The organism is Oleiphilus sp. HI0117 (assembly GCF_001635235.1).
In genome coordinates this window covers 1-2,891 of sequence record NZ_LWGA01000916.1, presented here as the reverse complement: position 1 = coordinate 2,891, position 2,891 = coordinate 1, and the positions used below count along the sequence as shown (strand labels likewise).

Genomic DNA, 2,891 nt, shown 5'->3' with positions numbered 1-2,891 from the left:
AGAACGCTTTCACCTTGGCACCATGCGCAGAGACAAGGCCATAATAGCGAGCGCCGTTCTGAAGACCTAGCCGTGCAACATTCAAAGGAAAGGTGACATCTATTTCGTAGTAAGCTTCTTTATTTGGCGTTTTACGAGTAGTAGAACCCAGGGCGCAAAATATATCGTCTACTTTTTTGGGTTCGGGAGCGCTGAGCTCACGGTAGTTGACTGGCCATTGTTCAACCTTAGGCAGCTTGGCCCAAGAGGCACTTGAAGGTGAGCGGACGAAAGCAACAACACGTTCATAAGCGGGATGTTGATTGAGCAAAGAAACCAAATGACTACCGATTAGTCCGTTTGCGCCAGCAACCCATGCTGTTTTCCCCATGAACTTCTCCATTTACGTATCACTTGCTTGAGCTTGAAACAAAAAAGGCTTTGAAACAGTGCTTCAAAGCCTTCTAGTAATTTATGATTGAAATTAACGGCCAGACCAGTTTGGCGGACGTTTTTCAAGGAAGGCACGTAAGCCTTCTTTTTTGTCGGCTGTTTCGATCAAGGCTGCTTGAGCAAACTTTTCCATAGCCAAGCCAGAGTGTTGTCCTGCCTCAAGGCCATAGTTGACCATCGACTTCATAAACTGAGGAACGAGTGGCGCAAACGCGGCAATTTGACCTGCCATTTTATGTAGCGTCGGCATAAGATCTTCTGGCTCAAGCAAACGGGTAATTAAGCCTATTTGATAAGCGCGGTCAGAATCAATGGTTTCACCCATTAATAACATTTCCATGCCCCAAGCTTTACCAACAATACGTGGTAAACGCTGAGTTGCACCACCACCAGGAATAATACCTAGCTTGCCTTCAGGTGTTGCATATTTGGAGTTAGTCGTACCGATACGAATATCGCAACCCAGTGCCAGCTCCAAGCCACCGCCCATACAGATACCATTGATGGCGGCGATAGATACTTTCTCACTACGCTCACAGCGTTCAGCAAAACCTTGAACAATCGGTTCAAGTGCTTTCTTAATATCTCGGTGTTCTACTTCGTTAAGGTCTGAACCTGAAGCAAAGGCTTTCTCGCCCGCACCGGTTAAACCGATAACGCGAACCTGAGGGTCGGCTTCAGCTTCAGCAAAAGCGTTATGAAGGTCATCCAGCGTCGCTAACGACACCGCGTTATGCTTTGTTGGTCTGTTAAGGGTGATTAATCCCAGAGGACCAATTACTTCATAAAGTATATTTTCGTACGCCATTGCCACAAAATCTCAAAACAAATTAGTTTACATACAGCATGTTAACAGAAGTTTGTATCCCGACACCGAGGCGATTGGCCTAATGCTCTGTTAACACTTTAATCTAAGGGGTAAGCAAGTTACATAATGGTGACGCGCCCGTCAACCTATTATGGTCGATATGCGCTATTTGAATGGCCATATCGTCTTCTTTATAAATCAATTTATTTGCCAGATAGGGGGCGCTATCTTTACAATACGCCCACATTTAGATCGACGTATTATTTCGCTAGGAAAAAATAATGACTCAAACATACAAGATTGCGGTTCTCGCAGGTGACGGCATTGGCCCAGAAATTACAGAGCAGGCTTTGCGTGTATTAAAGCTAATTGAAGAAAAACGTGATGTTGTTTTTGATTGCATCGACGGCCCATTCGGAGCCAGTGCTTACTTCTCACATGGTAAGTCTTTCCCTCAGGAAACGATTGATCTATGTGATACAGCGGATGCAATTCTTAAAGGCCCAATCGGCTTGAGCCATGAAGAGTCTGAGAAGATTCCTGTAGAAGAGCGTCCTGAGCGTGGTGCTTTATTACCAATGCGTCGTCGTTTGAATACCTATGCAAACTTTCGCCCGATTTCTTTGCCAGCAGGTATGGCTCATTTCTCACCACTTAAAAAAGAAGTAGTGGGCAATGGTATCGACATCATGTTGATTCGTGAATTGATCGGTGGTCTTTACTTCGGTGGAAAAGAAAGTGGTAAGACTGAAGATGGCCTTCGCTATGTAAAAGAAACCTTGGATTACGATGAAAGCCAGATCCGACAGATTTTGGAAGTTGCTTTTAAAGAATCTATGAAGCGTAAGAAAGTTCTTCACAATATTCACAAGAGTAATGTATTGATCTCTTCTGTACTTTGGAACGAAGTGCTTGAAGAAGTTGCTAAAGATTACCCTGAAGTAGAAGTCATTCACATGTTGGTTGATGCAGCTGCGACTCACCTATGTTTGAACCCAGGTCAGTTTGATGTCATGGTCATGGAAAACATGTTCGGTGATATCTTGAGTGACCAGGGTGGCGGTATTCTTGGTTCTCTAGGTCTAATGCCATCAGCATGTATGGGGCCTGAGAAAGCATACTACGAACCTTCTCACGGTTCTGCACCAGATATTGCTGGCCAAAACAAAGCTAACCCATACTCAATGATTGGTTCTGTTGCATTGATGCTGGACATGAGTTTTGGTTTGGAAGAAGAAGCGAAAGCGGTTTGGACTGCTATGCAGAGCGTCTTCGAAGCAGGCTTCTCTACAAGTGACTTGTCTAAGCCTGGTCAGGGCATCGAGATTCTAAGCACAACAGAGTTTGCTGATAAGGTAATGGCTAAGTTGGAAGAATTGCTATAAACCAGCAAAGAAATTAAAAAAGGGGAGCCATAGCGGTTCCCCTTTTTTGTTCTTGTAGGCAGAGCCTTCCACGGCTCGCTGACGGGGTAGCACGGGGCAGGCTCTACTTGGGAAACAACTCAACAATCTCCGCACTTTCCGCAGGCTTGCTGCTTTGCTCCTGTAAATACTTTCGTGGGTTTGCCAATGCCAGTTGTAGTTCCACAAACGAATCATGCATCATTTCTGAAAGTCTCATACAGGACGATAATGGGCTTCTGGCACCT

3 protein-coding genes are annotated in these 2,891 nt (G+C 45.0%); 1 reads left to right on the top strand and 2 read right to left on the bottom strand.

The annotated features are described in order from the left end of the window. Together A3757_RS16295 and A3757_RS16290 are read right to left on the bottom strand one after the other, a co-directional pair. On the bottom strand, positions 1 to 370 hold a 370-nt coding region (locus A3757_RS16295; protein WP_231878300.1), incomplete at its 3' end, for an NAD-dependent epimerase/dehydratase family protein. A gap of 93 nt (positions 371 to 463) precedes the next feature. Next, positions 464 to 1,240: an enoyl-CoA hydratase/isomerase family protein gene (locus tag A3757_RS16290; protein WP_068510362.1), complete on the bottom strand. Its 777-nt coding sequence runs from the start codon at positions 1,238 to 1,240 to the stop codon at positions 464 to 466. Between the two features lie 281 nt (positions 1,241 to 1,521). On the opposite strand from A3757_RS16290, the gene leuB reads away from it, so the two are divergent. Then, a complete protein-coding gene (gene leuB, locus A3757_RS16285; RefSeq protein WP_068510364.1) occupies positions 1,522 to 2,625 on the top strand; it encodes a 3-isopropylmalate dehydrogenase in 1,104 nt (367 codons plus the stop codon). Positions 2,626 to 2,891: the final 266 nt, after the last annotated feature.